This window comes from Ruegeria sp. YKSD163 (genome assembly GCF_059612905.1).
The window spans coordinates 337,115-359,198 of sequence record NZ_JBXWRM010000001.1 but is presented as its reverse complement, the minus strand read 5'-3'; the positions used below and the strand labels follow the sequence as shown (position 1 = coordinate 359,198).

General features: G+C 65.6%; 20 protein-coding genes. 10 read left to right on the top strand and 10 right to left on the bottom strand.

Annotated features, from left to right (window positions below; translation table 11 throughout):
* Positions 1–42 precede the first annotated feature (42 nt).
* The 5 genes from iaaH to AC2FNA_RS01690 are packed head-to-tail and all read left to right on the top strand — an operon-like array spanning position 43 to position 5,860.
* On the top strand, positions 43–1,425 hold the full coding sequence (gene iaaH, locus AC2FNA_RS01710) for an indoleacetamide hydrolase (RefSeq protein WP_496823953.1): 1,383 nt from the start codon (positions 43–45) through the stop codon (positions 1,423–1,425).
* 41 nt (positions 1,426–1,466) lie between these two features.
* The gene (locus tag AC2FNA_RS01705) at positions 1,467–2,603 is read left to right on the top strand and encodes a substrate-binding domain-containing protein (protein ID WP_496823951.1); all 1,137 of its coding nucleotides are present in this window, start codon (positions 1,467–1,469) and stop codon (positions 2,601–2,603) included.
* A gap of 8 nt (positions 2,604–2,611) precedes the next feature.
* Positions 2,612–3,460, top strand: coding sequence for a branched-chain amino acid ABC transporter permease (locus AC2FNA_RS01700; RefSeq protein ID WP_496823949.1), 849 nt, complete (start codon positions 2,612–2,614; stop codon positions 3,458–3,460).
* Entirely contained in the window at positions 3,435–5,180 is a 1,746-nt protein-coding gene (locus AC2FNA_RS01695; protein ID WP_496823947.1) for a branched-chain amino acid ABC transporter ATP-binding protein/permease, read from the top strand. The genes AC2FNA_RS01700 and AC2FNA_RS01695 overlap by 26 nt, the downstream gene beginning before the upstream one ends.
* Positions 5,177–5,860 carry an ATP-binding cassette domain-containing protein gene (locus AC2FNA_RS01690; RefSeq protein ID WP_496823945.1) on the top strand — a complete coding sequence of 228 codons (684 nt, stop codon included), beginning with the start codon at positions 5,177–5,179 and terminating at the stop codon, positions 5,858–5,860. Before AC2FNA_RS01695 ends, AC2FNA_RS01690 begins: the two co-directional genes overlap by 4 nt.
* A 12-nt stretch (positions 5,861–5,872) precedes the next feature.
* Here AC2FNA_RS01690 and AC2FNA_RS01685 read toward each other — a convergent pair whose 3' ends face one another.
* The 9 genes from AC2FNA_RS01685 to AC2FNA_RS01645 all read right to left on the bottom strand — a co-directional run bounded on the left by AC2FNA_RS01685 (position 5,873) and on the right by AC2FNA_RS01645 (position 15,683).
* Positions 5,873–6,373, bottom strand: a complete 501-nt coding sequence (locus AC2FNA_RS01685; RefSeq protein WP_496824307.1) for a flavin reductase family protein — start codon at positions 6,371–6,373, stop codon at positions 5,873–5,875.
* A 182-nt stretch (positions 6,374–6,555) separates the two neighbouring features.
* The gene (locus tag AC2FNA_RS01680) at positions 6,556–7,968 is read right to left on the bottom strand and encodes a 3'-5' exonuclease (protein WP_496823943.1); all 1,413 of its coding nucleotides are present in this window, start codon (positions 7,966–7,968) and stop codon (positions 6,556–6,558) included.
* Between the two features lies 1 nt (position 7,969).
* A complete protein-coding gene (locus tag AC2FNA_RS01675; protein WP_496823942.1) occupies positions 7,970–8,488 on the bottom strand; it encodes a hypothetical protein in 519 nt (172 codons plus the stop codon).
* Positions 8,489–8,571: 83 nt separating this feature from the next.
* On the bottom strand, positions 8,572–10,395 hold the full coding sequence (locus AC2FNA_RS01670; RefSeq protein WP_496823940.1) for a DUF294 nucleotidyltransferase-like domain-containing protein: 1,824 nt from the start codon (positions 10,393–10,395) through the stop codon (positions 8,572–8,574).
* Positions 10,396–10,504: 109 nt separating this feature from the next.
* Complete coding sequence (locus tag AC2FNA_RS01665) at positions 10,505–12,289, bottom strand: sodium:solute symporter family protein (protein WP_496823938.1); 1,785 nt, start codon at positions 12,287–12,289, stop codon at positions 10,505–10,507.
* A gap of 6 nt (positions 12,290–12,295) precedes the next feature.
* Complete coding sequence (locus AC2FNA_RS01660; RefSeq protein WP_496823937.1) at positions 12,296–12,580, bottom strand: DUF4212 domain-containing protein; 285 nt, start codon at positions 12,578–12,580, stop codon at positions 12,296–12,298.
* Between the two features lie 171 nt (positions 12,581–12,751).
* The gene (locus tag AC2FNA_RS01655; RefSeq protein WP_496823935.1) at positions 12,752–13,435 is read right to left on the bottom strand and encodes an adenylate kinase; all 684 of its coding nucleotides are present in this window, start codon (positions 13,433–13,435) and stop codon (positions 12,752–12,754) included.
* A gap of 10 nt (positions 13,436–13,445) precedes the next feature.
* On the bottom strand, positions 13,446–15,410 hold the full coding sequence (gene acs, locus AC2FNA_RS01650) for an acetate--CoA ligase (protein ID WP_496823933.1): 1,965 nt from the start codon (positions 15,408–15,410) through the stop codon (positions 13,446–13,448).
* A gap of 42 nt (positions 15,411–15,452) precedes the next feature.
* Positions 15,453–15,683, bottom strand: a complete 231-nt coding sequence (locus AC2FNA_RS01645; RefSeq protein WP_496823931.1) for a hypothetical protein — start codon at positions 15,681–15,683, stop codon at positions 15,453–15,455.
* Positions 15,684–15,877: 194 nt separating this feature from the next.
* Here AC2FNA_RS01645 and dctP point away from each other — a divergent pair, with 194 nt between their 5' ends.
* The 5 genes from dctP to AC2FNA_RS01620 all read left to right on the top strand — a co-directional run bounded on the left by dctP (position 15,878) and on the right by AC2FNA_RS01620 (position 20,662).
* Entirely contained in the window at positions 15,878–16,891 is a 1,014-nt protein-coding gene (gene dctP / locus AC2FNA_RS01640; RefSeq protein WP_234136561.1) for a TRAP transporter substrate-binding protein DctP, read from the top strand.
* A gap of 74 nt (positions 16,892–16,965) precedes the next feature.
* Positions 16,966–17,601: a TRAP transporter small permease gene (locus tag AC2FNA_RS01635; protein ID WP_234166693.1), complete on the top strand. Its 636-nt coding sequence runs from the start codon at positions 16,966–16,968 to the stop codon at positions 17,599–17,601.
* Positions 17,594–18,997 carry a TRAP transporter large permease gene (locus AC2FNA_RS01630; protein WP_496823929.1) on the top strand — a complete coding sequence of 468 codons (1,404 nt, stop codon included), beginning with the start codon at positions 17,594–17,596 and terminating at the stop codon, positions 18,995–18,997. The genes AC2FNA_RS01635 and AC2FNA_RS01630 overlap by 8 nt, the downstream gene beginning before the upstream one ends.
* A gap of 62 nt (positions 18,998–19,059) precedes the next feature.
* Positions 19,060–19,809 carry a sulfite exporter TauE/SafE family protein gene (locus AC2FNA_RS01625; protein WP_496823927.1) on the top strand — a complete coding sequence of 250 codons (750 nt, stop codon included), beginning with the start codon at positions 19,060–19,062 and terminating at the stop codon, positions 19,807–19,809.
* Positions 19,810–19,912: 103 nt separating this feature from the next.
* The gene (locus tag AC2FNA_RS01620) at positions 19,913–20,662 is read left to right on the top strand and encodes a sulfite exporter TauE/SafE family protein (protein WP_496823925.1); all 750 of its coding nucleotides are present in this window, start codon (positions 19,913–19,915) and stop codon (positions 20,660–20,662) included.
* A 120-nt stretch (positions 20,663–20,782) separates the two neighbouring features.
* On the opposite strand, the gene AC2FNA_RS01615 is transcribed toward AC2FNA_RS01620, so the two are convergent.
* Positions 20,783–22,084, bottom strand: a complete 1,302-nt coding sequence (locus tag AC2FNA_RS01615; protein WP_496823923.1) for a type I glutamate--ammonia ligase — start codon at positions 22,082–22,084, stop codon at positions 20,783–20,785.

Here is a 22,084-nt window from a genome sequence, read left to right as displayed (position 1 = left end):
CGCCGCTTTCTATCCTGTCCTCCAGTCATCAGGGAGGCAGGAATGGCGCTGGATTTGGAACGTCTGGATGCAGTGGGCGCGGTTGCCGCGATCCGCGAAGGGGTAATCTCGGCCGGCGACTATGCGGCGGCACTGGCCGAGCGGGCCGTGCGTCACGCGGACCTGAATGCGCTGCATAGCTTTGACGCGGCACGGTGTATCCGAGCGGCGGAAGAGGCCATTACCTCCAATCCGGACGGAAGGCTTGCCGGGCTTCCGGTCGTGGCGAAGGACAACATCAACACTACCAACTATCCGACTTCGGGCGGGACGAGGGCGTTGCTCGGTCATACACCGGCGTCCGACGCCGGGGTGGTGCGGCGGATTACCGGCGCGGGTGGTTTCATCGGGGCAAAGGCAGGCATGCACGAGCTGGCCTTCGGCATAACCTCGAACAACGCGGTCACAGGGGCCGTGCGCAATCCGGCCGACCCGGCACTGATCCCCGGTGGCTCCTCCGGGGGAACGGCGGCGGCCATCGCGGCGGGCATCTTCCCCGCCGGTCTTGGCACCGACACGGGTGGGTCCTGCCGGGTGCCCGCTGCGCTTTGCGGTGTGGTGGGCTTTCGACCGACCACCGGGCGCTATGACGGCGATGGCGTGGTGCCAATCTCTCACACGCGCGACACCGTTGGCCCGTTGGCCCGTAGCGTGCGCGATATCGCCCTGTTCGACAGCGTGCTGTCCGGGGTGTCGGAGAGCACCGCCGAACTTGCGCTGAGCGATGTCACTCTGGGGGTGCCTCGGCAGATATTCTACGACGGGCTCGATCCGGATGTTGCCCGGGCTGTCGAGGCACAGCTTACGACCCTGTCCGCCGCCGGCGCGAAGCTGGTCGAGGTCGGTTTCGATGCGATCTGGCCGCATAACGAGGCCTTTGGCTTTCCGGTTGTGTTTTACGAGGTTATGCGTGACCTGCCCGCGTATCTGGCCCTTCACGCCCCTGAAGTGTCCTTTGAAGCGCTGGTGGCCGATATCGGCTCCGCCGATGTGGCCGGAGCCATCGGCAGCCAGCTTGGCGATCAGGCGATGCCCGAAGCGGCCTATCGGGCGGCGATCGAGGTGCATCACCCGGCCATGCGGCAAATCTACGGTCAGGTGTTCGAGGAACACGGGCTTGACGCCATCGTCTTTCCGACGACTCCACTGCCTGCACGCCCCATCGGCGATGACGAGACCGTCGAACTGAACGGCGAACGGGTGCCGACCTTTACCACCTATATCCGCAACACCGACCTGTGTTCGAATCTCGGCGCTCCGGGGATTTCGCTGCCCTGTCCGATGTCTTCGGGGTTGCCGGTCGGAATCGAGTTCGACGCCCTGCCGGGGCAGGACCAGGCATTGCTGGCCCTGGCGCGGGCTGTGGAACACGCAATGGCGCAATAGACGCCGAACTCACCAACGGGAGAACCATAATGTTGAAAACGATGACTAAACTGTTCTCTGGCGCCGCTCTGGCGCTGGGTTTTGGCGCGGTATCCGGCGCCGCCGATATCAAGGTCGGGGTGCTTGTGCCCGACTCCGGTCCGGCGGGTCTCTTCGGGCCCTCGACCCGTAACGCGGCCCTTCTGGCCGCCGAGAAGATCAACGCCGAAGGCGGCATCAATGGCGAGCGGATCGAACTGCTCTTTGCCGATGTCGGCGTACCCCCGGCAGAGGCGGCACAGGCGGCGCTGCGCCTGTGGAAGGGGCAGGGCGCGCAGGCCTTTGTCGGCATGCACGATTCGGCTGTGCGCGAGGCGCTGATCGGGCGGTTCAACGGACAGGTCCCCTATGTCTATACGCCGGTCTACGAGGGCAATTCCTGCGCCGACGGGCTTTATGTCACCGGCGAGACACCCAGCCAGCAACTGGCGCCGGTGATCCCCTATCTGACCGAGCGCGAGGGGGTCTCGAAATGGTACCTGATCGGTCATGACTATAACTGGCCCCGCGATACCAACGCGCTTGCAAAGGGTTACATCGCCGAGGCGGGCGGCGAGGTCGTCGGCGAGGAATACGTGCCCTTCACCGTCAGCGAATTTGACTCCTCGCTGCAACGCATCCGCGAGAGCGGCGCCGACGCGGTGCTGATCACGCTGGTCGGCGGTGGCTCGGTCGGATTCAATGTCAGCTTCGCTGGGTTCGGTCTCGACGATCAGGCGATCCGACTGGGCACCCTGATCGAAGAGAACACGCTGGCCGGTATCGGCGCCGCAAATGCCGACCGGCTCTATTCCAGCGCGGGCTATTTTGCCGCGATCGAGACCGAGGCCGCCGCCACCTTTGCGGCGGAATATGCGGCGGAATTCGGGGCCGGGGCGCCGGCGCTCAACGGGCTGGGGCAATCGGCCTACGAGGGTCTGATGCTGCTGGCCGCGCTGGCAGACAAGGCCGGCAGTCTTGACGTGGCCGCGATGGATGCCGCCGCCGAGGGCACCACATGGACCACGCCACGGGGCACCAACACCCTGACCGGGCGGCACATGGCGCAGACGGTCTATCTGGCCGATGGCAGCGGCGGTGCCTTCGAGATCGTCGCCGCGTTCGACAATGTCGCGTCGTCCGAAGCCTGCGCGGACTGACCGGGCAGATGTCCTCTGTCCTGCTGCTCAACCTCGCCTGGCAGATCAGTACGCTTGCGCTGGTTGCCCTAGGGCTTGCCATCGTGTTCGGCAAGCTCGGGATCATGAACATGGCGCATGGCGAATTCGTGATGATCGGGGCCTATGCCCCGGTCATTACCGCCTCGCTGGGGCTGCCGGGCTGGCTGCAACTGCCGGTCTGCCTGCTGACCGTGGCAGCGGTTGCCCTTTTGCTGGAACGCACCATCATCCGGCACCTCTATGGCCGGATGTTCGACAGCCTGCTGGCCACATGGGGTATCGCCATCCTGCTGCGCGAAGCGGTGGAGCTGATCTTTGGCCGCGGGTATCAATCGGTCAACCCGCCCATCGCCGGCACGCTCAGCCTGTTCGGCGCCGAATATCCCGCTTACCGGATCGCGGTCATCGCCGGCATCCTAGCGGGGTTCGCGGTGCTTTACTGGTGGAACGCGCGCTCTCGCGTGGCGACCCGGATCAAGGCGATGGTCGGCAATCCCGACCTGGCCCAGGCCATCGGCATCGACACCGCGCGCCTGTCGGCGGGCGCTTTCGTCTTTGGCTGCACGACCGCCGGTCTGGCCGGGCTGATCCTGGCCCCGACCATTCGGATCGAGCCGATGATGGGGCTCGATTACCTGATCCGCTCCTTCTTTGCCCTTGTCGTCGGCGGGCTTGGCAGTCTGGAAGGTTTGGCCGTCGGCGCAAGCGTCATCGCCGGAACCCAATCCGTTTTGGGCGCGGTTGCCAGCCAGACCCATGGCTATCTGGCCGTCCTCGTCCTTTCCATTCTCTTCTTGTGGCTGAAACCCGATGGTCTCCGTTCTTCTTCCCGCTAGCCTGCTTTTGGCGGCCCTGCTGCTGATCCCGGAACTGTTCGGCGATTTCGCCGCCTATCAGATCGGGCTCTACCTGATCTATGGCATCGCCGCGCAGGGGATCGGTTTCCTCTGGGGCAAGACCGGGGTGCTGCCGCTGGGACAGGCGCTGTTCTTTGGCATCGCCGCCTATGCCACCGCCATCACCCTGCGCGCCGATCTGGGGTTGATCGCGGAGCTGTCTCTGGCGCTTGGCGTGTTGCTGGCCATCGCCCTGTTCGCCTTTGTCCTTGCCGCGCTGATCTTTCGGGGCCGCAACGAGAGCGGTCCCTATTTCTCGCTGATCACGCTGGCGCTGGTGATGATCGCCGAACAGATCGCCGGTACCGCGACCGGGCTGACGGGTGGGTTCAACGGATTGAGCGGGTATCGGAGCCTTGGCAATCTGGACCCGTTCGGCGGGTTCTATCACGTCATCGTAGCGGTCGCGGTTTCGGTCAGCCTGCTGTTGTTGCTGCTGAACCGGCTGCCCGTCAACCTGATCGCGCGGGCGGTGGCCGATAACGAGCCGCGATTGCAGTTGCTGGGCTTTCCGACCCATGCGCTCAAAGGGGCGGCCTTTGGCTTTTCCGCCGTCATCGCCGCGCTGGCCGGGGGGCTGTTCGCCTCGCATCAGGGCATCGTGACGCCAACTGCGACCGGGTTCGGCCTGTCGGCGGAACTGGTGATACTGACCGCCGTCGGCGGGCGGTTCCATGTGTTCGGCCCTCTGATCGGGGCGATCTGCGTCGGCTGGGCTTCGGCCGAGCTGCGCAACAGCTTCCCTTATTGGGAATTGCTGATGGCCGCCACCTTCATCCTTGTGGTGTTGCGGGCGCCGGGTGGCATTGCCGAACTGCTGGACAGAGCCCTGCGGCGCAACCGGCCCAAGCGGGCAGGTACCCCGCCCGCGCCGCTTGCCGCGCCGCCCGCGCGGGTGGCCGATCTGGCGGGGCCGCTGCGCTTTGACGATGTGCAGTTGCGGATTGGCCTGGTCCGGATCCTGAACGGCGTCACCTTCGAACTTCCGCGCAAGGGCATCTTCAGCGTGATCGGGCCGAATGGGGCCGGCAAGACCAGCGCGCTCAACACGATCACCGGCACTCTGCCGATCACCGGCGGGCGCATCCTGCTGGGAGCGCATGACATCGCCTCGCGCCCGCCGCACAAGGCGCTGCGCAGCGGCATCGGGCGCAAGTTGCAGGTTCCGTCGGTGTTCTTTTCCATGAGCGTGGCCGAAAACCTCTCGATCGCGATGATGGCCAATCGCGCAGGCCTGAGAGACCTGTTGCGCCCCGCCACCTTTCGCTGGCGCTCGGATGCGCTGACCCGGCTGCTCGAGACCCCGTCGGTGCCGCTCGGCGCCGAAGCTGAACAGCCGGTCAGCCAGCTGCCGCAGGGCCATCGCCAGTTCCTGGAATACGCCATGACCATCGCGGCGGAACCGCCTGTCCTGCTGCTGGATGAACCCTGCGCGGGCCTGTCCCCGGATGAGACCGCGCTGATGACCGATCTGGTACGAGACTATCAGGCGCAGACCGGCGGTCTGGTCATCGTCATCGAACATGACATGAGCATCGTCGAGGCGATCTCGGACAAGGTGCTGGTCTTGCATCTGGGGCAGGTGCTGGCCTATGACAGCTATGCCGCCGTGCGGCGCAGCCCGGCAGTGCAGGCCGTCTATGCCGGAGGCACGAAATGAGCGCGCTTGTGGAGATCGACCGGCTGACCGGTGGCTATCGCGATACCAATGTAGTGTTCGACCTGTCGGCCCGGATCGCGGCGGGCCAAATCCTGGGCGTGCTCGGCCGGAACGGGGTGGGCAAGACCACGCTTGCGCGGCTTGTGCAGGGCAGCCTGAGACCCGCCGCGGGCGAGATCCGGTTTCAGGGCCGCACGGTCACCACCCTGCGCCCGCATCAGCGCCGCGGGCTTGGCATCGGCTACATGCCGCAGACCGGTATGGTGTTCGATGACCTGACGGTGGAGGAGAACCTGACGCTTGGCCCGACCCGCGAGGCGCCGGACCGGTTCCTTGACCGGTTCCCGAGGCTGGGCGAACGGCTGGAGCAACCCGCCGGTACGATGTCAGGTGGCGAGCGGAAGATCCTCGCCTTTGTCCGCGCCATGATCGAGGACACGGCACTGATCGTTCTCGATGAACCCTCCGAAGGCGTGCAGCCCGAGAATATCGAATTGATGGCCGCCTGCCTGAAAGAGCGGTCGGCGGCTGGTGCCGCGATCATGCTGTGTGAGCAGAATCTCGGGTTTCTGACCGGCGTCGCGGACAACTATCTGGGCCTCGACGCGGGCCGGGTTGTGCTGAAAGGCCAGGCGGGCGGGGTCTCGCTGGCCGAGTTGCGGGCGGTTATCAGCCTTTAGCAACGGGCGCGGTCAGAGCAGGTCGGTGAAACCGCCATATTGGCCGCGCTTGAACATAAGCCCCTTGCCGGGACGATGGGAGGCACGCAGGACCTCGCCGACCAGGATCAGGTGGTCGCCCGCCGGATGGCGGGCCTGGATCTCGCAATCAAACCGGGCCAATGCCCCGGCCAGCGTCGGCACCCCGTTCAACCCCGGCGCCCAGTCGATGCCGCTGAAGTCGAGCCCGTCCAGCGCAAATCGCTGTGCGAGCGCGTGCTGACCTTCGGCCATCACATGGATTGCGTAGTGGCGGGTATTGGCAAAGGTTTCGAAACGGGCGGAGGTGTTGGCCAGGCTCCACAGCACCAGCGCCGGTTCCAGCGAGACCGAGGCAAAGGAGTTGGCGGTGATCCCGGCTGGCCCCCGCGCGGATTGCGCGGTGATCACGGTCACACCGGTCCCGTAACAGCCCAGCGCGTCGCGAAAGGCGCGGGCGCTGTCGGGGCCGGGGGTGAATGTGGTCTCGGTCATCTCAGCCTCGGGTCGGGAATGCGCCCCCACGTGCCATGGTGGGGCGGGATTGTCCATGCCGGGGATCGCCTGAAAATCGGCGGTCGAGAGATCGGGTTTGCGGTTCATTCACGCAGCAAAACACCAAAATATGCGTTTTTGATGTTTGAATTGCGCCACATGAGGGCCGGGTCGCGACCGGTTCAGTTCAAATCCTCGAGCAATCGCCCATGTTTGCGGGTCTCGCCAATCACCGCGCCAAAGGTTTCAAGCCCGCGCGCGCGCAGCATCGGCAGCATCCTGCACAGCACCTCGGCAGTGGCCTGGGCATCGCCCAGCGCGGTGTGACGCAGCGGTGCGGGGATGGTGACGCCCAGCCGGTCGCAGAGCGCGTCGAGCGTGTGGGTCTCGCTGGCGCCGAACAGCACCGCCGAAAGCAGCACGGTGTCGAGGATCGGGTGATCCCAGTCCAGCCCGCAGCGCGACCCGTGGCGGCGCAGGAACGCCATGTCGAAGGGTGCGTTATGAGCCACGATCACCGCGTCGCGGGCGAAGTGGTGGAACTGGCGCGCAGCGGTCACGATATCGGGGGCGTCGGCCACCATCGTGTCGGACACGCCATGGACCTTGGTCGAGGCGGGCGGGATCGGGCGGCCCGGGTTGACCAGTTGGTCGATCCGCTCGCCCGGTACGATCCGGCCCTTGACCACCCGCACCGCGCCGATCTGCACGATCTCGTCCTTATGGGGCAGGAGCCCGGTGGTCTCGGTGTCAAAGACGGCAAAGACCAGGCTGTCCAGTGCGCGCGCCTCCAGTGCTGCCTCGGCGGGCTGGCTGAGCAGGTCGAAATCATAAACCAAAGGGCGCGCCGCCTCGGGCGCGATGCGGCTGCTGGCCTCGTCGAGGATCAGCATATAGCCCGGCGCGTCTCCCAGCGGTTTCATCCGCGCCTGATAGCTCTGCGCGCCATCGGTGCCGGTCAGGGTACAGCTCTGCTCCAGCCCGGACTTGACCAGCCTTGCATAGGCGCGCTCCAGCCCGTCGCGCTGGAAATAGTCAAACAGCGAGGCGTTGAGCCGGGGATGGGCGATCTGCGCCAACACGCCCGCCGCTTGCCCGTCATAGAGCACGATCTGATGGGCAGGGTTCGCGAGGAGCATGGCGACCGGTATCTCGGTCAGGAGCGCGGTCAGTCGTGCGGTCTCGGCGGCCAGATGCGCGGTCTCGGCGGCAACGACGGCGGCGGTGTCCATGGCGCTGCTGCTGAGTTGGCCCGCCAGCCCGGCGGCGGCAGGCGCCAGATCGCCCAGATAGCGTGCCGCGTGCAGGTCCAGCTCGCCTGCCACACCCGCATGAGCGCGGGCGCGCATGCTGGCCGACAGGCGCTCGATCGGCTTGGCGACATTCTCGTCGAACAGGAGCCAGACCCCCGCCACCAGCGCCAGCAGGCCAAAGCCCGCGCTCAGCGCCGCCAGCACGAAGGCGTCCAGCAATTCGGGGCTGCCGGCGCGGGCATAGGCCAGCCAGAGCGCGCCCAGGACCACAGCCACGCCTCCCGCCGCGAGCAGGCAGAAGAAAAGAAAGATGCGCAGGCGCAGGCTCAATCCGGTCAGCATGTCACACCTCGCAGGCGGCCTGGATGAGCGGGTCACCCTGTGGCGGGCGGCGCCAGTCGGCGCCTGCTACACTGCCATCGGCGGCAAACTCGGCGCCATCGGCCAGGCTGGCGCGGCGCTGGCCGTCACAGTCGATCAATACCGGCAGGCGGTTGACCGCGGCCCAGCGGCCAAAGAAATAGAGGTCGATGAGGCGCTGGCCGGGCTGGCCGGGATGGGTCTTGAGGCTGGTGGCATCCAGAGCGGCGAAGCGGTCGACAAATGGCACCAGATAGGTCCAGGGCCGGTAGAGGGCGCGACTTTCCACCGTTTCGACGACCACCATGCCTTCGGGCAGGGAGGCGCGGGTACGTCCGTACCAGCCATATTCGCTGGTGATGGTCACGCCGATCATGCCGCAGCCGGCGGCCACTGGCGCCAGCCAGCGCGGCAGGCGCCCGCCCAAGAGCCGGTTCAGCGCCATGACCACACCGGCCATGGCCAGACCCGCCACAAGGGTTCCGATCAGTTCCAGAAACATCGCCTTGTCCCTCCAGTGCGTTTCAACTTGGCCGTGCGGCTGGGGCAAGATTTTTCGTCGAAAAATCTATGCCCGCGTGCCGGTCAGCTCAGCATGCCTTTGCCATGGCCCACTGCCGATTGCATCGTCTTTACCACCACGAAGGCATCGCGCAGATGACTTCGCTCAAAGTCCGAGAGCGACGTGGGGGCCAGATAGTTGTCCGGCGCCTCGCCGCGCCGCACCAGCACGGCCTGATGCTCCAGCCGGGTTTCGGCGATCAGGTCATAGGCGTCCTTGAGGTCGCGCGCGCCGGACGGGCTGAGCACGCCCGCGGCCTCGGCAGCCTCCAGCCGGGCGCGGGTGCCGACCTCGGTCAGCTCGCCTTGCAGCGCATAGATGCGGCCCAGATCGACCACCGGCACCACGCCATTGTGTTTCAGATCGAGCGTGTTGCGATGCTCGCCCGATCGGATGGTGGCGAAACCCCGCAACAGCCCAAGGGGCGGCGTGTGTTTCAGCGAGTTCGAGATCATATGGGCGACAAAGATCGAATTGGCCCGTGCCGCCCGCAGGGTTTCGGCCTGAAGGTCGGTGAACAGCGCCTGATGCCCGCCGATCGGGCGCAGGTCGAACATGACGCTGGCCAGCATCTGCGCCTCGGGGTTCGGCTTGGCGATCCAGCCGCGGAAATAGTCGCGCCAGACCCGTACCGGCTGGCACCAGCGCGGGTTGGTGGCCATCATGTCGCCGGGGCAATAGACGTAACCACAGGTATTGAGGCCGTCGCAGACGAACTGCGCCAGTTCCCGGAAGTAGGGCATCTGGGCCTCGGTCACCTTGTCGTCCAGCATCAGGCAATTGTCCTGATCCGAGACGCCTGTCTGTTCCTGCCGGCCCTGGCTGCCGCAGGCAAGCCAGAGATAGGGCACCGGCGGAGGCCCGAGTTTTTCCTCGGCCAGCGCCAGCAGGCGGCGAGTGGCGGTGTCGGCGATATCGGTGATCAGGCGGGTGACCACCTCGTGCCGGTTGCCTCCGGCGACCAGCTGCACCAGCAGGCGCGGGATCTCGGCGGTGACCTCGGCCATCTCAGCGGCACTGGTGGCGCGGGCGAGGCGGCTCACCAGTTCGGCGGAACTGACCGCCTGGAACCGGGTCAGATCGGTCTGGGTGACCATGCCCACCAGCCGCCCGGCCTCGACAATCGGGATATGCCCAATATGGCGCTCCATCATCGCGTGCAGCACGTCCGATCCGATGGCCGAGGGGGCGAGGGTGAGCGGGGCAGGGGTCATCACCTGATCGACCGGGGTATCGGGGCTGCGCGCCTCGGCCACCACCTTGCCCGAGAGATCGCGCTGGGTAAGGATGCCGACCAATGCACCGTCTTCGCAGACACAGAGAGAAGAGATCGAGCGCGCGCGCATCTCCTGCGCCGCCGCCTGTACCGTGGTATCCGGCGCGCAGGTGGCAGGATCGCGGGCCATCAGGGTCTCGACCCGGCTGGTGGCGAGGCTTTGCACCTGTGGGCGCGGCGCGCGGGCGCGGTTGAAGAATTTCGCCACCACCGGATGGGCGGCCATGAGGTCCGAGAACAGATCGGGCGGCAGCACCAGCAACACCGAATGAGCATCGGCGCGGGCCGAGGTTACGGCGTGCCCGTCACGCAAGAGACCGCGTTCGCCGAAGGAGTTGCGCAGGCCCAGATGCGAGACCACCGCGCCGTTCTCGTCGCGGATCTCGATCTGGCCTTCGTAGACGATGAACAGGCCCGGAAGCTTTTCGCCCAGATCGTAGACGGTGAAATCGCGCTCGACCTCCCAGGCGTCCAGCCGGGTGGCGATCTGCTCCAGTTCTTCCAGCGGCAGCGCATCATAGGGGTGCACCGATTTCAGGAAACGGGTGATCTGGTCAGGGGTAAGGGGCATGGGTCAGCACCGGGTCTTGAATGAAAAAGTCCCGCCGGGACAGGGCCAGGCGGGACATGGTCAGTAAAGGCGGTCCGCAATCGGGAGGGAGTGCGGGCCGCCTTGCATCTCAGTGGTCCTGAGCTGCGCTTGCGCCTCGGGGGATGCGCACGCTTTCGACCAGGTCCTTGATTTCCTGCGGGGTCTCCTTGGTCATGCCGGCCACCAGATAGGCAACACCGAAGTTGACCGCCGCACCGATGGCGCCGAACGAGGTCGACTTGACCGTGCCCAGAAGCGGGTCGGCATCGGTGAAGGAGTTGGTGCCGGGGATGAAGAACCAGCCCTTGTGCAGGAAGATGTAGAGCAGGGTCACCAGCAGACCGGCCAGCATCCCGGCCACCGCGCCGCTGTTGTTGATCTTCTTCGAGAAGATCCCCATCATCAGCGCCGGGAAGATTGAGGCCGCTGCCAGGCCAAAGGCCAGTGCCACGGTCTGCGCGGCAAAGCCCGGCGGGTTCAGACCCAGATAGGTCGCCACCCCGATGGCCACGGCCATCGCGATCCGCGCCGACAACAGCTCTCCCTTTTCCGAGATGCCCGGATTGATCGAACCCTTGATCAGGTCATGGCTGACCGCCGAAGAGATCGCCAGCAACAGACCGGCGGCGGTGGACAGCGCGGCGGCAAGACCACCGGCAGCGACCAGACCGATCACCCAACCGGGCAGGTTGGCAATCTCCGGGTTGGCCAGAACCAGGATGTCGCGGTTGAAGTTGGTCAGCTCGTTGCCGGCCCAGCCCTTTTCCGCGGCCTTGGCCTGCATGGCCTCGGAATTGTCGTTGTAGTACTGGATCTTGCCGTCGCCGTTCTTGTCTTCCCAGCCCAGCAGGCCGGTTTTCTGCCAGTTGGCCATCCAGTCATAGCGCGGGTCTGTTTCGATCTGCTCGATCGAGACGGCCTCGCCATTGGTGCCATTGGGCCAGAACATGTCGGTGATGTTCAGGCGGGCCATGGCGCCCACGGCCGGGGCGGTCAGGTACAGCAGCGCGATGAACACCAGCGCCCAGCCCGCCGACCAGCGTGCGTCCGACACCTTGGGAACGGTGAAGAAGCGCATGATGACGTGGGGCAGACCGGCGGTGCCGATCATCAGCGATAGGGTGAACAGCACCATGTTGAACGTGTCGCCGTTATGGGTGGTGTATTCGGCGAAACCCAGCTCTTTAAGGATCGCGTCCAGCTTGGCCAGCAGCGGCTCGCCGCTTGCTGCATGGTCGCCGAACAGGCCCAGGCCCGGGATCGGGTTGCCGGTCAGTTGCAGCGAGATGAACACGGCCGGGATGGTATAGGCCATGATCAGCACGACATATTGGGCAACCTGGGTATAGGTCACGCCCTTCATGCCGCCGAAAACCGCATAGGCGAACACCACGCAGGCGCCGATCAACAGGCCAGCGGTGTTGGACACTTCGAGGAAGCGGCCAAAGGCCACGCCCACACCGGTCATCTGGCCGATCACATAGGTCACCGAGGCGACGATCAGGCAGATCACGGCCACAAGGCGCGCGGTCGAGCTGTAGAAACGGTCGCCGATGAACTCGGACACGGTGAACTTGCCGAACTTGCGCAGATAGGGCGCCAGCAGCAAGGCGAGCAGCACGTAACCGCCGGTCCAGCCCATCAGGAAGGTCGAGTTGTCATAGCCCACAAAGGCGATGAGACCGGCCATCGAGATGAACGAGGCCGCCGACATCCAGTCGGCCGCGGTGGCCATGCCGTTCATGACCGGGTGCACGCCGCGTCCGGCAGCGTAGAATTCCGACGTGGAACCCGCGCGGGCCCAGATCGCGATGCCGATGTAAAGCGCGAACGAGGCGCCCACGAACAGCAGGTTGATGGTAAACTGATCCATGGCTGATTACTCCTCGTCCACGCCGAATTCGGCGTCGAGCTTGTTCATGCGCCAGGCGTAGAAAAAGATCAGCGCCAGGAACACCAGGATCGAGCCTTGCTGGGCAAACCAGAAGCCCAGATCGGTACCGCCCACGGCGATGCCGCTGAGCATGGGGCGCAGCACGATGCCGAACCCGAAAGACACCAGCGCCCAGATGACGAGGCTGATGAGAATGATCCGCACATTGGCCTTCCAATACCCTGCCTGGGCATCGCTGGACTGTGCGGAGGTTGTGCTGTGGTCCGCCATCGCGGGTCCTCCTTGCTTCCTCCTGAGGCGCCCGGCTGCGGCCCGGACGGTCTCACTCCTGAAACCCGCCGATTGGCTGGCGGGCATGACTCCTCCGGTCCGCCAGGGCGGTCCTTCAGAACTGTCTTGCGGGGGGGGGCGCGGCGCGGGCCGAGCCCCGGTCTTTCCCGCCTAGGCCATCGCCCCCTTGACGATGGTGGCGAGGCCCTGGGCGATCTCTTCGATCCCGCCCATGGCGTCGATCCGTTGCAGCACGCCGTGTCCGTCGTAATAGGCGATCAGCGGCGCGGTCTGCGCGTGATAGGCCTCGAGTCGGCTGGCGACGGTCGCGGCATTGTCATCGGCGCGGCGCTTCATCTCGGTGCCGCCGCACTTGTCGCATTTGCCTGCCTCGGCGGGCTGCTTGAACGTGTCGTGGTAACCCTCGCCGCAGCCGCCACAGGTGTAACGGCCCGAGATGCGGGTCACCATCTCTGCATCCTCGACCTCGAGGCTGATGGCGGCGTTGATGCACTGGCCGCTCTCGGACAGCAGCGTGTCCAGCGCCTCGGCCTGCACGGTGGTGCGGGGAAAGCCGTCGAGGATCACGCCCTTGGCGCAATCGGGCTCGGCTAGCCGGTCGCGCAGGATGGCGATCACGATCTCGTCGGAGACCAGGTCACCCGCCTCCATCACCGCCTTGGCCTTTTTGCCGGCGGGGGTACCGGCGGCCACGGCTGCACGCAGCAGGTCGCCGGTCGAGAGTTGCACCAGCCCGAACTTGTCTTCCAACATGCGGGCCTGGGTGCCCTTCCCGGCGCCCGGAGGGCCGAGAAGGATCAGAACGGCGGGGGTGGTCAGAGTGGCAGCGTCCATGGTCATACCCTTACTTGCCGGCGCGGTTGGCGATCAGGTCGTCGACCACCGAGGGATCGGCCAGCGTCGAGGTATCCCCCAGCGAGCCAAAGTCGTTCTCGGCGATCTTGCGCAGGATGCGGCGCATGATCTTGCCCGAGCGGGTTTTCGGCAGGCCCGGCGCCCATTGGATCACGTCCGGGCTGGCAATCGGGCCGATCTCGGTGCGCACCCAGCTGCGCAGCTCCTTCATCAGCTCGTCCGACGGCTCGCGGTCGTTCATCAGGGTGACATAGCAATAGATGCCCTGGCCCTTGATCTCGTGCGGGTAACCGACCACGGCGGCCTCGGCCACGGCGGCATGCGCCACCAGCGCGCTTTCGACCTCGGCGGTGCCCATGCGGTGGCCCGAGACGTTGATCACGTCATCGACGCGCCCGGTGATCCAGTAGTCGCCGTCGGCATCGCGGCGGCAGCCGTCGCCGGTGAAATAGTAACCCTTGTAATCGGCGAAATAGGTCTTCTGGAACCGCTCGTGATCACCCCAGACGGTGCGCATCTGGCCCGGCCAGCTGTCCTTGATGCAGAGCACGCCCTCGACCCCGTTGCCGCTGATCTCGACACCCGATTGCGGGTCGAGCACCACCGGCTGAACGCCGAAGAAGGGCTTCATCGCGGCCCCCGGCTTGGTGGCATGGGCACCCGGCAGCGGCGTCATCAGATGGCCGCCGGTCTCGGTCTGCCACCAGGTGTCGACGATCGGGCATTTGCCCTTGCCCACCACGTCATTGTACCAGTTCCAGGCCTCGGGGTTGATCGGCTCGCCCACGGTGCCCAGCAGGCGCAGGTCGCTCAGGTCGTGCTTTTCCACAAAGCTGGTGCCCTGACCCATCAGCGCGCGGATGGCGGTGGGGGCGGTGTAGAATTGGTTGACCTTGTGCTTGGCGCAAACCTCCCAGAAGCGGCCCGCGTCGGGATAGGTCGGCACGCCCTCGAACATCAGCGTGGTGGCGCCATTGGCCAGCGGGCCATAGACGATATAGCTGTGGCCGGTGACCCAGCCCACATCGGCGGTGCACCAGTAGATGTCGCCGTCATGGTAGTCGAAGGTGATCTCATGCGTCATCGCCGCATAGACCAGGTAGCCGCCGGTGGTATGCACCACGCCCTTGGGCTGACCGGTCGAGCCGGAGGTGTAGAGGATGAAGAGCGGATCCTCGGCACCCATCTCGGCAGGCGCGCAGTAATCCGACGCCTCGAGCGCCATCTCGTTATAGTCAAAGTCGCGGTCGGCGATCCAGGTGGTCTGGCCACCGGTGCGCTTGACCACCAGGCATTTGACGCTGTCCTTGCAATGCAGCAAGGCCGCGTCGGCATTGGATTTCAGCGGCGTCTTGCGGCCACCGCGCGGCGCCTCGTCGGCGGTGATCACCACCTTGGCGTCACAGCCGTTGATCCGGGCGGCCAGCGCGTCGGGCGAGAAACCGGCAAAGACGATGGAATGAATGGCGCCGATGCGGGCGCAGGCCAGCATGGCATAGGCCGCTTCGGGGATCATCGGCAGGTAGATGACGACGCGGTCGCCCTTGCGCACGCCCAGGCTCTCCAGGATGTTGGCCATCCGGCAGACCGAGCCGTGCAGTTCCTTGTAGGTGATGTGCTTGGCCGGTTCGGTGGGCGAATCCGGCTCCCAGATGATCGCGGTCTGGTCGCCCCGGCTGGCCAGGTGACGGTCGATACAGTTGGCCGCGACGTTCAGCGTGCCATCGGCATACCAGTTGATCGAGACCTCGCCGAAATTGTAGTTGACGTCCTTGACCTGGGTAAAGGGTTTGATCCAGTCGACCCGCTTGCCCTGCTCGGCCCAGAACCCTTCGGGATCGGCCATCGAGGCGGCATACATCCGGTCATAGGTTTCCGCGTTCACATGCGCCCGCGCCACGGTGTCGGTGGACGGCGCATAGAGCTTGGTCTCGGTCTGAGCTGCTGGTGACATGGATGAGGCTCCTCCCTCTCACTGATTTCATTGCGACCGTTTTCACCCATCCCCATGGGTGTTGTCGATCTGCGTTCCAACCCTGCGCAAATCATAGCGAAAACTGAAAAGAAGAAAATAAATACCTGTAAAACAAGGGATTGACTGTAAATTTGTTGATGCTTTCAGGGGTGAACTGTAAATTTCGTAAACTTGAACTGGGAAATACCGATGAAAATCAATCTCTATTGCTGTCAAGGATTTTACCCCGACCGGCAGGCGGTCGTGGCCCATCCGGGTTTCCCGGAAGGCACGAAAGCCGCATTTCGGGTGTGACATAATGTTTCGGTGCCGGGCCCGCACCGGCAATCATGCTGCGCAGCGGCATGGCCGACTCGCCAGGTTGCGGGCTTGGCATGCTGCCATGTTGGCGCTAGCTTGACCGCAAGCGGTCCGGACGGAAGGACCGCAGCATAGGGAGAGACTTCATGAACAAGATGTTGAGCGGCGCAGTTGCGGCCGCCCTGACCGTGTCTTTTGCCGTCGAGGCAGGTGCCACCGAATGGAACGTGTCGGTCTGGGGCAAGCGCCGCGCCTTTACCGAGCATGTCGAGAAGCTGGCAGAACTGGTCAGCGAGAAGACGGGTGGGTCGTTCACCCTGAATGTCAGCTATGGCGGTCTGTCCAAGCCCCGCGAGAACCTGGACGGGATCTCGATCGGCGCGTTCGAAATGGCGCAGTTCTGTGCCGGCTATCACGCCGACAAGAACCGGGCGATCACGGTGCTGGAACTGCCGTTCCTGGGCGTGAACACGCTGGCCGAAGAGGTCGCGGTGTCGAACGCGGTCTATGCCCATCCGGCGGCGCAAAAGGAAATGGCGCAGTGGAATGCCAAGCTGCTGATGACCTCACCGATGCCGCAATACAACCTGGTGGGCACCGGTTCGCCGCGCGACGAGCTGGCCGAGTTCGAGGGCATGCGGGTCCGCGCGACGGGCGGTCTGGGTGCGGCATTTGCGGCGGTCGGCGGGGTGCCGACCTCGGTGCCCGCGACCGAGGCCTATAACGCGATGGAATCGGGCGTGGTGGATACCGTGGCCTTTGCCCAGCACGCGCATCTGAGCTTTGGCACCATCAACAAGGCCGACTGGTGGACCGCCAACCTGAATCCGGGCACCGTGAACTGCCCCGTGGTGGTGAATATCGACGCCTACGAGGCGCTGAGCGATGACGAGCGCGCGGCGCTCGACAGCTCGATCGACGAGGCCATCGACCACTATCTGACCAACTACGGCACGCTGCTGAAGAAATGGGATGACGTGCTGGCCGAAAAGGGCGTTGAAAAGGTGATGATCTCGGACGAGGTGCTGGAGGAGTTCCGCGCCAAGGTGGCCGGACCGATCAGCGCCAAATGGGTCGAGGACATGACTGCGCAGGGCCTGCCGGGGCAGGAACTGCTGGATCTGGTCCATGCCACGCTGAAATCGGCACGCGGCAGCTGAGGCCGCAACGGGGGCCGGGTGCGCATGTACCCGGCCTGTTCTTTTCCGGAAACCGGACGTAAGGGGGCTTTGCCATGGCAGGGCATGCATCAGTATTGGAGGACGGCAGCGCGCTGAGCCGTCTGGACCGGGCGCTCTTGCGGCTGGAGCGGGTCCTGGCGCTGATCAGCGGGCTGGCGGTGTTTGCGCTGATGCTGCTGGCTGTGGTCTCGGTCGGCGGGCGCAACACGATGAACGCGCCCTTGCCCGGCTATGTGGACTGGATCGAGCAGGCGATGCCGCTGATCGCCTTCATGGGCATCGCCTTTGTACAGCGCGAGGGCGGCCATATCAGGATGGACCTGTTCATCGGGCGGCTTCAGGGCCGGGCGCTTTGGCTGTTCGAGCTGATCTCGGTGCTGCTGATCCTGGGCTTGATGATGCTTCTGGTCTGGGGCAGCTGGGCGCATTTCCTGCGTGCCTTCGACATGAACGCGCCGCTCTGGAGCCGCGATAGCTCGATTGACATCGGCATTCCGCTCTGGCCTGCCAAACTGCTGGCGCCGGTGGCGTTTTCGGTTCTGTGCCTGCGGTTGGTTTTGCAGGTCTGGGGGTATGGCCGCGCCTTTCTGCTGGGGCTTGATGCGCCGGTAGCGGTGCCGCTGATCCAGGATGTGGCCGCCCAGGCGGCGGCCGAGGCCGAGCAACTGGCGGGGCATGACAATGGATAGTATCGAGATCGGCCTCTGGGTCACCGGCGGGCTGCTGGTCCTGGTTCTGGTCGGCATGCGCGTGGCCTTTGCCGCAGCGCTGGCGGGGCTGGTGGGGCTCATCTGGATTTTCTGGTCCAAGAAGGGCTATGACCCGCAGGATTTCGGCTGGGCGCTGACGGTGGCGGTCAAGACGGCGGGGCAGGTGCCCCATTCCAAGGTGGCCAGCCAGGCGCTGAGCCTGATCCCGACCTTCATTCTGATCGGCTATCTGGCCTATTACGCGGGGCTGACGCGGGCATTGTTCGAGGCGGCCAAGCGCTGGATGGCCTGGGTGCCGGGTGGGCTGGCGGTGTCGACGGTGTTTGCCACCGCGGGCTTTGCCGCGGTGTCCGGGGCGTCGGTCGCGACCTCGGCGGTGTTTGCCCGCATCGCCATCCCCGAGATGCTGGCAATCGGGTATAACAAGCGCTTTGCCGCCGGCGTGGTGGCGGCGGCGGGGACGCTGGCCTCGCTGATCCCGCCCTCGGCGATCCTGGTGATCTATGCGATCATCGTGGAACAGGACGTGGGCAAGCTGTTGCTGGCGGGGTTTGTGCCCGGCGCCTTCAGCGCGGTGATCTATGTGGCGCTGATCGTGGGCATCGCGGTGCTGTTCAAATCGGTGGGGCCGCCGGTGACCGGGTTCACCTGGCGGCAGCGGTTCGCTTCGCTGCCCGGCGCGCTGCCCATCGTGTTCGTGGTCGTGATCATCATCTTCTTTGTCTACAACCCCTTTGGCGGCGATGCCTGGGGCACGCCGACCGAGGGCGGGGCGCTGGGGGCCTTTGTCGTGTTCTGCATGGCCGTGCTGCGCGGCATGAAATGGGCCGAGTTCAAGAGCGCGCTCCTGGAGACCGCCAAGCTCACGGTGATGATCTTCACCATCATCTGGGGGGTGCTGATCTATGTGCGCTTCCTTGGCTTTGCCGACCTGCCAGGGGCGTTTTCCGACTGGATCACCTCGCTTGCGATGTCGCCGATGCTGATCCTGGTCTGCATCCTTCTGGCCTATGCCGTGCTGGGCATGTTCATGGATGCAATCGGCATGCTGCTCTTGACCCTGCCGGTGGTTTATCCGGCGGTGATGGCGCTGAACGGGGGCGAGGCGGTCAGCGCGGCGGACAGCGCCTTCGGCATGTCGGGGCCAATGTGCGCGATCTGGTTTGGTATCCTGGTGGTGAAAATGGCCGAGTTTTGCCTGATCACTCCGCCCATCGGCCTCAACTGTTTCGTGGTTGCCGGTGTGCGCCCGGACCTGAGCGTGCAGGACGTGTTCCGGGGTGTCATGCCCTTTTTTGTCGCCGATGCGGTGACCATCGGCCTGCTGGTCGCCTTTCCCCAGATCGTTCTCTGGCTACCGACATTGGCCGGGTAGAGCGTCGTTGACCCCTGCCCAATGCCACGATACGGCTCTGGGCAGGCAGGGGGACAGACCGGATGCAGATCGAGACCGTCATCTATGTGCTGCTTGGCGGTCTGGCGGGCGGTTTCGTCAACGGGCTGGCGGGCATGGGCACCTCGCTTTTCGCGCTGGGGTTCTTTCTGGTGGTGCTCGATCCGGTTTCGGCGGTGGCGCTGACCGCACTTCTGGCGGTTCTGGCGGGGGTGCAGGGGCTGTGGATCTCGCGCGCGGTGCTTTGGGAGGATCCGCGCCGCTGGCTGCGTTTCACCCTGCCGGGCATTCTGGGCGTTCCGCTTGGGCTGATGTTGCTCGACTGGGTCGATCCGGCGGTGCTGCGCCGGATCATCGCGGCGGGGCTGGTCCTATACGGTGGGTACTTCGGCCTGCGCCGGTCCTTGCCCCGTCTTGAGGGGCAGTATCGTTGGATCGACCGTGCCCTGGGGTTTGTCGGCGGCATTCTTGGCGGCTTCGCTTCGCTGTCGGGCGTGCTGCCGACCATCTGGCTGTCGATGCGGGCCTGGCCCCGGGCCGAGACACGGGCTGTGCTGCAAAGCTACAATTTTTCGATCCTGCTCATCACTGTCGCCGGGCTGGCCCTGCGCGGCGCCTACGAGGCGCAGGTCTGGACGGCTTTCGCCGTGGTGCTGCCGGCCGGCGTGCTGGCGGCGCAGGCGGGGATCTTCGCCTTTCGCCGCATCACCGATGCACAGTTCCAGCGCCTGTTGGTACTGCTCTGCCTCTGCCTGGGGCTGGGAATGCTGATCCGAGAGGTGCTGGCGGGGTGAGCGACTGTCGCACAGGCAACCGTGAAGGCTGTCGCCTTGACAGACCCGAAGCGCGCGGCTCTGGTCGGGCGCGGGCCTGTCCGGGGCCAGTCGGAGAGGCGGCATGACGACGCTCGACCTGATGCTCTTTGCCAGCGCGGTGCTGTTGCTGGCAGGCACGATCAAGGGCTTCATCGGCTTGGGCCTGCCCACCGTGTCGTTGGCGCTGCTGACGCTTGGCACCGATCCGCGCATGGCGATCGCGTTGATCCTGATGCCGATGCTGCTCAGCAATCTCTGGCAGATGGCTCGGGGCGGGCCGTTAGGCATATTGCTGCGCCGGTACGGCCGGTTCGCGCTGGTGCTGGGCCTGTCGGTGGGGCTGACCGCCTGGTTCAGTCGCGAGGCGGGCGACCGGCTGCTGATGGGGGCGCTGGGGGCGATCCTGCTGCTCTACGCGCTGCTCGACAGCCTGCGCCGGGTGCCACCGCTGCCCGAACGCCACGTTGGTTTGATCGAGGTGATCTGGGCTGCACTCACAGGCGTGATCGGCGGGCTGACCGCTGGTTGGGGCGGGCCGATGGCGATGTATCTCAGCGCCCGCCGCGCACCTAGGGACGAGTTCGTGCAGGCCAGCGGTTTGCTCATTGCCGCAGGCAGCCTGCCGCTGATGCTCTCCTATGTGGTAGCGGGCCACGCCGATCCACGCGGGCTCGGGCTCTCAGCTCTGTTGCTGGTGCCCACTTTCATGGGCTTCGCCCTGGGTGAGCGCCTGCGCCACCGTGCGGACCCGGCATTGTTCCGCCGTGCCCTGATCCTTCTCTTCGTGGTATTGGGCGCCAACCTGATCTGGCGCGCCATGCGCGGCGGCTAATCTCCGCGACCCCGATCAGGCACCGTCCCTCACCTTCTTCTGTTCAAAAATACCTCGGGAGGGGTGCGGGGAGGGCAGAGCCCTCCCCGATCGGCGGATCGCGTCAGCGATCCGAAACCCTCAGTAACTCGCCTCATAGGCGGCGCAGCGCCCGACCGTGTCCATCCCGGCCACATGGGCAATCTCGGACGCCTTGTGGGCCAGGTAGACCGGCACCAGCGGTTCGGGAAACCAGCCCGCCACGGTGCAATTGGCACCCAGCCGCTCCAGCGCCTCCTCCAGCGTCTGCGGCAGGCGAACCAGGCCGCGCGCGGCCAGCGCTTCGGGCGGCAGCAGCGACAGGTCCTCTTCGGTCGGCTCGGGGGCCGACAGTCCCTCTTCGATGCCCTGGCATCCCGCATGCACGATCGCGGCCAGCGCCAGATGCGGGCAGGCGGCGGCATCAGCGGCGCGGTATTCGATATTGTACTGCCGCGCCACCGAGGCCGGATCGCGCGACGTCACCGGGCAGATCCGCAGCGCCGCCTCGCGGTCGCGAAAGCCAAGGTTGTTATAGGCCGCCGACCAGCGATGTGGCGTCAGCCGCAGATACGAGACCACCGAGGGCGCGGTCAGCGCCAGGATACTGTCGAGGTATTTCAGCACCCCGGCGGCAAAGCTGGCGGTCAGGGTGGACATGCCGCAGGGGCCCTCGGCGTCATAGGTGGCCGGGCTGCCATCGGCGTTTAGAAAGCTCATGTGGATATGCACCCCGTTGCCGACGCTGGCGGGGTCGCGGATCGGGGTAAAGGTGGCCTCTTGCCCCAGATGCCGCGCGGAGGATCGGGTGATCTCGCGCAGGATCACCGCCGCATCGGCGGCACGCAGCCCGATTTCGGGGCCGATCACCACCTCGTACTGGTTGGGGCCGTATTCCTTCATGATACTGTCGGGGGACAGCCCCACTTGCGCCAGCCGCGCCATCAGCGTTTCGCACAGCGCGCGCTGCGCTTCGAACCCGCCCCGGCCATAGGCCTCGCCCACCGGACCGGGGCCGCCGCGGATCTGGAACTCGTGCTCGAAGGCCGCCAGCAGCCGCGTACCGCTCAGCGCCTCCAGCCGGTCGAGCGCGCTGCGCAGCAGGGCGCGGGTGCACAGGTCCCAGGGGCTGCCATCCAGTTCGACGATATCGCCCAGCATGAAATGTTCGGTGACCTCGCCAAAGCTCAGTTCGACCTCGGCCTCCTCATCGGGGATCAGCAGCAGATCGCCCAGCGCGCCATAGCGGCTGTCGCCGATGGTGTCGAAACAGGTGATCAGTGCGTTGGTGGGGGTCCAGCCGACGCCACGCACCAGCCGCTTGTCGCGCTGCTCGGCGGGAAAGCCCTTGCCCCGCACCTTGCCCGCCAGATCGCAGGTTGCCGCAAAAATCAACGGTGTCAT